Raw genomic sequence first — 6,000 nt, 5'->3', positions numbered from 1 at the left:
TTGAATGTGCCAACTAAATGAGACACATACAGTTGATTTTTTCTTTTGTGATAAGAGTGGAGTTTTTAGAGGTGCCCGTATATATAAAAAATAAAATAAAAGGAAATCCTTGATGACTTTCTCCAACTATAAACCATAAAGGCAGATGCCAAATTCCCCAGATTGAACCTACAATCAAATTAGATTGCCAATAAGTATATTTTTTATCAAGTAAAGGTTGTAGTATACCTCTCCATCCTAACTCTTCATGTCCGCCACCAAAAAAAATTAATTGAATAAAGAATAGTGGCATCAGATAAATGGATACTCCGTTTAATTCTAAGGAAGATACAGAGAATAGTATCAAAATTGCTAACAAATGAATAATGAAATAAATACTACTACTTTTTCTTTTAGTAAATACAAAATGTTTAAATTTTATATTATTCCTTTTCAAATAAAAGCCACTAGCAATAGCTGGTCCAAGTGCACCTACTATATGTAATGTTCTTCCTATAATTGTTTCTAATCCAAAGATATGAGATTGCGTAAAGATGGCAAGAATCCCCCAAGCTATATAAGTAATTCCAAATGTACAATAAAGATAATTTTTTAAATTCTTTTTGTCAATTTCTGTCATTTTATCTTCCTAATCCTGATTATTCTATGAATAATATTTTTTTACTGCTTCTTAGTTGCTGTCGATTATAACTACCTATATTCTATCACAAAAACACAAAAAAAGCCTTACAATCAAGGCTTTTCATTATTAATTCATACCAAGCTTTCTAGGCTTTTACGAGCAGAGCAACACACTCGGCGGTTCGCTGTTGCCGTATCGTTTCGTCGTAAACTCCTTACTCTACGACATCTATCGCATGGGCGGAACATCTCCTTCTACTACGCTGATGCCTCAGCTCGTACAAGCAGTGATACCGCCTCAACGTGTGCTGAGAGCTTTCTTCTATACTAATAGACGAAAGGGTGTGAAAATGATTTTTAAATGATACTGTGGAACGGAACAGTAGCCCTAGTATTGACTACTGTCGTTTCTATTCATATTGGCTATTCTAGGACTGAGATGAAAAAATCTATAAATGCTCAGAATAAAATTGAACCCGCAAATCTCCCCAAAACAATGGTGAGTCATGTACTTGTATTATTCCGAAAAAATACACCTCTGGTGCAGTGAGACAAATTGGTGTATCTTATAGTGGCTTCGTAGATGAAAGCTATACTCTACTATCACTCTTTGATGATGTAGAACAAATTGAAAAAGAGAATAGACTTCAGACAGCTATTGATGTTGTCAGAGAACAGTTTGGTTTTTTAGCCATACAAAAAGGAACCGTCCTAACTGAAGGTTCCAGAAATATTGAACGCAGTAAACTTATCGGTGGTCATTCCGCGGGTGGATTGGAGGGATTAAAATGAAACAAGAAAAAAATACAGTACAATTTTCAGAAATCCGTAGCAAAGGATGTAATGATATTGAAATGCTTGAAAGATTTTTACATGGAATCGTTGAAACAGCAACTTCAAAACTTCGTCAGAGAAAACTCAAAACAACTGAAATATCGATACGACTAGTACATGCTAAATCTGAAAACCGATTACCATTGGAATTTACATTTAGCATTAAGCCAACAAGCTCATCTGTGATAATCTATACTGAGGTAATCAATCGCTTTAAAGAATGTTACACAGGTGGGGGAATTCAAGGTTTTACGATTCAATTTGATAAAAATACCCTTGCCTCTGCATAGAAAGGATTTGATATGATTGACCGTTCATATTTACCATTTCAATCAGCAAGAGAGTACCAGGATACAAAGATGCAAAAATGGATGGGCTTTTTCCTATCTGAACATGCATCAGCACTCTCTGATGATACAAACAAAGTAACGTACATGTCTGACTTATCACTAGAGAAGAAATTATTACTCCTCAGTCAAGTATACGCCGGGCAGCTACGCACACGCATTCAAGTTATTGAAAAAAACAAGCGTGTTTCCTACACTGGAACAATACCAAGTCTGACCAAAGATTTCATTTTGATAAAAACTACAACAGGTCACATCAATTTGAAATTAAAAGACATTATTAGTATTGAACTTGTCGAGGAGGTGCTCTATGAATCAGCTTGAGTTTCAGCGTAATCACCTACAAATGGACTATTATAGCGAGAGCTACCAAGATTTTGAACGTGACTTCTACCGCTACTCTAACATGAATATTCCATTGACCTTCCTAACTGATGATATCCTAAAAACAATGGCGACTTCACGTAAGAATTACTTTGTCCTCAATAAGGAAAAGTCCAGAGATAACCGCGATCACTTCTTCATATTTGAAGTAAGTACCGTAGATGAGAATCCGCTAATCTATCATTATACATATAAGAAAACTACAATATATTTAGCAGAAAAATAGGAGCAGTTCAATTGACTGTTCCTATTTTTAATATTCATAAAATCTAAAGTCTTTATACTCTTTAACAATGGAGTCGCCAACCAGAACAGACTATACTGACCAGCGACTACCTTAAATTTAATGTTTCAGATTTATTTTCTTATCTCTAATTTCATAAACTACATCTGCTACATTTTCGAGTAATCGTTTATCGTGGGTGATAAACACGATAGTTCCGGTGTACTCCTTCATTAGTATTTCCAAAGCCTCTAAACTTGGTATGTCAAGGAAGTTACTGGGTTCATCCATTATTAGGATGTTATATCTACCCATGAGCATTTTAGCAAGCAACAATTTTATAATTTCTCCACCGCTTAAAACAGATAAACTTTTTCCAATATCGTTCTGTTTGAACCCCATAGATGCTAGCACTGAACGAATTTCTGATATATTGTAGTCACAATCCTTCTGCATAAACTCCATAACATTCTGATTACTGTTGTACTTGTAACCATTCTGTGCAAAGTAACCTATTTTTGCCTTAGGCGAAATAGAAATTCCTTCTTCATGGTTTAAGATCATTTGGATTAAAGTTGTTTTTCCGATTCCATTACCACCAGTTAACGCCACTTTTGCTCCTAACGGAATTTGAAAAGATGCATTTTCAAACAGAGCCTTATCCCCAAATACTTTATTAATTTCTGCACCGACTATAGGGTATGGATTATGGAGCTCCAATGCTTTACTTTGCCTGAAACGAATTCTGCGAATGCCTTCCGGAGCTTCTACTTTTCCTAAGGCCGCAATCCTGTGCTCTAGGGTTTTAGCAGCATTATACATCTTTTTTTCCTTACTTCCTATTGATTTTTGATGAGCTAAACGCCCTCCGTCTTCAGTACTTTTTTTCTTTGAAGAACCTTTTGCCTTCTGTTCTATTTTACGAGCCTGTTTTCGCTTTTTCTCCGCAGCCCTTTCCAATCGGGCACGTTCCGCAATAAATTGTTCGTATTCTGCAGCTTGGCTCTTACGTTCTTCCTCTTTCTGACGAAGATAATCAGAATAGTTTCCCCAATACTCAGTGATTTTGCCATCTTTCAGTTCCCATATTTTATCTACTATTTCATCAAGAAAATAGCGGTCATGGCTAATAACTAACAGTGCACCTGTAAAATATTTTAGCTGTCCTATTAGAAAATCAATTCCTTCACGGTCTAAATGGCTCGTAGGTTCATCCGCTAAAATACCATGAACCTGTGCCGATAAGGCCTGTGCTATTTTAAGCCTTGTTTCTTCACCACCGCTCATAGTCTGTATATTTAATTGCTCAACACCTAGCTTGCCTACAAGTGCAAAATCTTTTTCCTCCTGCAGAGTTACTTCGTCCAACTGGGGAATATAGGCAAGTTCACCCAGACGATTCATTTTACATCCTGGGGGAGTTAATTCTCCTAAAAGTACCCTGAGTAAAGTGCTTTTTCCAGCACCATTTGCTCCTACTAAACCAATACGGTCATAATCATATACTTCTAATTCATTTATATCTAAAACATCGCGTCCTTTGAATTCCACACGAATGTCTTTTGCTTTTAATATTAATTCCATAACATTTCCTCCTGTCTATAATCTCATGCTTTCATTTGCTTGTATGCAGGGAAAACCCTGCGATTTTAGCAGGAAGAGTTACATGAAAATAAGATACATAAATATTCCTCCAATATTGTTTATTTTAAATCTAATTTTCTAACCTCAGTTATCATTTGGCAAACTATAGCAATGCCAATAATTAAAATACCTGATAGTAAAAACCAATGATTTACACCGATTTTATCAGCAAAGAATCCAGAAAGAATTAACCCAATTGGCATAGCAAGTGACATGATACTTCCGATCAAAGAAAATACACGTCCTAAATATTCAGGCTTAATTTTCTCCTGAAAAAGAGCTGTTTGCACACCGCTATAAAATGGCACCGAAAGCCCCATTATTGCACAGCAAACTACGAATATTACAAATCCATTTGGAGGAAGTATTCCCGAAACGGCTAAACTGGTCCCCATTATAAAAAATGAACTTGTTATTAGTAATACATGCTTTTCGAAGCCCCCTAATCTTCCTAATAATAAGCCTCCTGCTAGCATCCCAAATGCAAAGGAAATTTCCGTAATAGAAATATGCACAGGCGTTCCATTAAAGTGTTCCATGCTTATTAAAGGAAATAGTGCATTGATTGGCATATAAACAAAAGTATATAGTGTTCCTAAGAGTAATAAGGCAAACAATCCTTTGTTTTGTCTCAGAACCACAACTCCTTCTTTCATCTCCCTTATGAAATTTGGTTCTAAACTTTGCACTTGATTACCCAGCTTAGGTATACGTACAATTGCTACCGTAATAGATGCAATCACAGCACCCAATACGTCGATGGCAATAATAGCATTTAAATCCCAAACGGAGTATAAGAGTGCTGCAACTGCCGGACTAACAATATAGCTTATAGACTGCAAAGACTGACTATAGCCTGCGCATTTCGTTAGCTGTTCTTCTGGTACTAAAAGTGGTGTAACCGCATTGAGTGCTGGGGTATGAAAAGCTGTTCCAATGCTACGGATAAACAATACTATCATAATCATCCAGACAGGTAGCTCCATACAGAATGCAACAATAGCAAGCACTGCACCAGCTGCTGCGATAATTAAATCGGCACCAATCATTATCTTCTTCCTATCATGACGATCCACTAGCACACCAATGGCAGGTCCCAAAATCGCATAGGGTAAAAAACCTACTAATGAAGCCATAGACAAGACCATCGCAGATCCTGTTTTTTCTGTAAGGTAAAAAATAATCGCCATTTGCAGGATGGCACTAGTGATTAATGATACTGCTTGCCCTGCCCATATTGCATAAAATTTTCGTTTCCAATTGTTGTATTTTTCCATTTATATTATCTCCTGCATATTATTTTGCTTGAATTTCTATTTTGAATAGCATTCTAGGCAATAAAAAATGCAGGCCAAACCCCACAATGTGGCTTTTGGTCTGCATACATACAATTTGGAAACATTCATATTAAAGACATAGTTAAATAAAGGTATAGTTAAATAACCAATATCCTCACCGTAACTAATGAATGCTCAATATCGTATAAATAAGCACAACAAAAAAGCCTATCATCGGGTATAGATTCTGCTTTTTTTATTGCCAGCTTATCTTAAACGCATTGAGGCTGTCATAGTTTCGGTTCCTCCTACATCTTTGTTTATATCAATTTATAGTATAACACAACAAGATGATATGTTCAATATAAAAGTTATGGAATGAGACTCATACTTCCAATTCGATGCCAGATTTAAAGGATATGACGAAGTTTTCTTCATAGACTGTAACGCTCTGGATTATCTTCCTTAGTAGCAAGCGATTAGCTTTCACAAAATCTTCTGTTTGTAGTTTTAAAAATTCATCAGGATTTTCTAACTCAACCTCAAAATATTTCATTTTACATTCCCTCATTTCATTTATTGATAAATTGAGTTTGCAAAAAAGAGTGGACAATTTTTGTCTACTCTTAACCTTTAAAATAGTTTTTTTTAATCGATTTGAAGTTGCCTA

Annotated in this window: 7 protein-coding genes and 1 pseudogene; 4 read left to right on the top strand and 4 right to left on the bottom strand. The window is 35.7% G+C overall.

The window, feature by feature from the left end; translation table 11 throughout:
- Positions 1-76 precede the first annotated feature (76 nt).
- A pseudogene (locus tag K1I71_RS07710) lies at positions 77-619 on the bottom strand (CPBP family glutamic-type intramembrane protease); the annotation flags it as partial.
- Between the two features lie 548 nt (positions 620-1,167).
- Between K1I71_RS07710 and K1I71_RS07705 the strand changes: the two are divergent.
- From K1I71_RS07705 to K1I71_RS07690, 4 genes are read left to right on the top strand one after another with little or no spacing between them, the layout of a single operon-like run.
- Complete coding sequence (locus K1I71_RS07705) at positions 1,168-1,413, top strand: hypothetical protein (RefSeq protein ID WP_223330652.1); 246 nt, start codon at positions 1,168-1,170, stop codon at positions 1,411-1,413.
- A complete protein-coding gene (locus K1I71_RS07700; protein WP_000806926.1) occupies positions 1,410-1,745 on the top strand; it encodes a DinB/UmuC family translesion DNA polymerase in 336 nt (111 codons plus the stop codon). The genes K1I71_RS07705 and K1I71_RS07700 overlap by 4 nt, the downstream gene beginning before the upstream one ends.
- A gap of 12 nt (positions 1,746-1,757) precedes the next feature.
- The gene (locus K1I71_RS07695; RefSeq protein WP_000567222.1) at positions 1,758-2,126 is read left to right on the top strand and encodes a hypothetical protein; all 369 of its coding nucleotides are present in this window, start codon (positions 1,758-1,760) and stop codon (positions 2,124-2,126) included.
- A complete protein-coding gene (locus tag K1I71_RS07690) occupies positions 2,113-2,412 on the top strand; it encodes a DUF5960 family protein (protein ID WP_001072467.1) in 300 nt (99 codons plus the stop codon). The genes K1I71_RS07695 and K1I71_RS07690 overlap by 14 nt, the downstream gene beginning before the upstream one ends.
- Before the next feature lie 117 nt (positions 2,413-2,529).
- Here the strand turns inward: K1I71_RS07690 and msr(D) are convergent, their stop codons facing one another.
- From msr(D) to K1I71_RS07675, 3 genes are all read right to left on the bottom strand, one after another.
- Positions 2,530-3,993: an ABC-F type ribosomal protection protein Msr(D) gene (msr(D), locus tag K1I71_RS07685; protein WP_000420315.1), complete on the bottom strand. Its 1,464-nt coding sequence runs from the start codon at positions 3,991-3,993 to the stop codon at positions 2,530-2,532.
- 119 nt (positions 3,994-4,112) lie between these two features.
- Positions 4,113-5,330 carry a macrolide efflux MFS transporter Mef(A) gene (mef(A), locus tag K1I71_RS07680; protein ID WP_000417519.1) on the bottom strand — a complete coding sequence of 406 codons (1,218 nt, stop codon included), beginning with the start codon at positions 5,328-5,330 and terminating at the stop codon, positions 4,113-4,115.
- A 385-nt stretch (positions 5,331-5,715) separates the two neighbouring features.
- On the bottom strand, positions 5,716-5,886 hold the full coding sequence (locus tag K1I71_RS07675) for a hypothetical protein (RefSeq protein ID WP_000873143.1): 171 nt from the start codon (positions 5,884-5,886) through the stop codon (positions 5,716-5,718).
- Positions 5,887-6,000: the final 114 nt, after the last annotated feature.

Source organism: Streptococcus mitis (assembly GCF_019929545.1).
GTDB classification, from domain to species: Bacteria; Bacillota; Bacilli; order Lactobacillales; family Streptococcaceae; genus Streptococcus; species Streptococcus mitis_BU.
Note: the sequence above shows the minus strand (reverse complement) of the source record. Positions and strands in the feature narration are given on the sequence as shown.

Bases quoted from the DNA above. Each gene is read 5' to 3' on its own strand.
- K1I71_RS07695 (WP_000567222.1), top strand. From the start codon at position 1,758: ATGATTGACCGTTCATATTTACCATTTCAATCAGCAAGAGAGTACCAG.
- K1I71_RS07675 (WP_000873143.1), bottom strand. From the start codon at position 5,886: ATGAAATATTTTGAGGTTGAGTTAGAAAATCCTGATGAATTTTTAAAA.
- K1I71_RS07690 (WP_001072467.1), top strand. From the start codon at position 2,113: ATGAATCAGCTTGAGTTTCAGCGTAATCACCTACAAATGGACTATTAT.
- K1I71_RS07700 (WP_000806926.1), top strand. From the start codon at position 1,410: ATGAAACAAGAAAAAAATACAGTACAATTTTCAGAAATCCGTAGCAAA.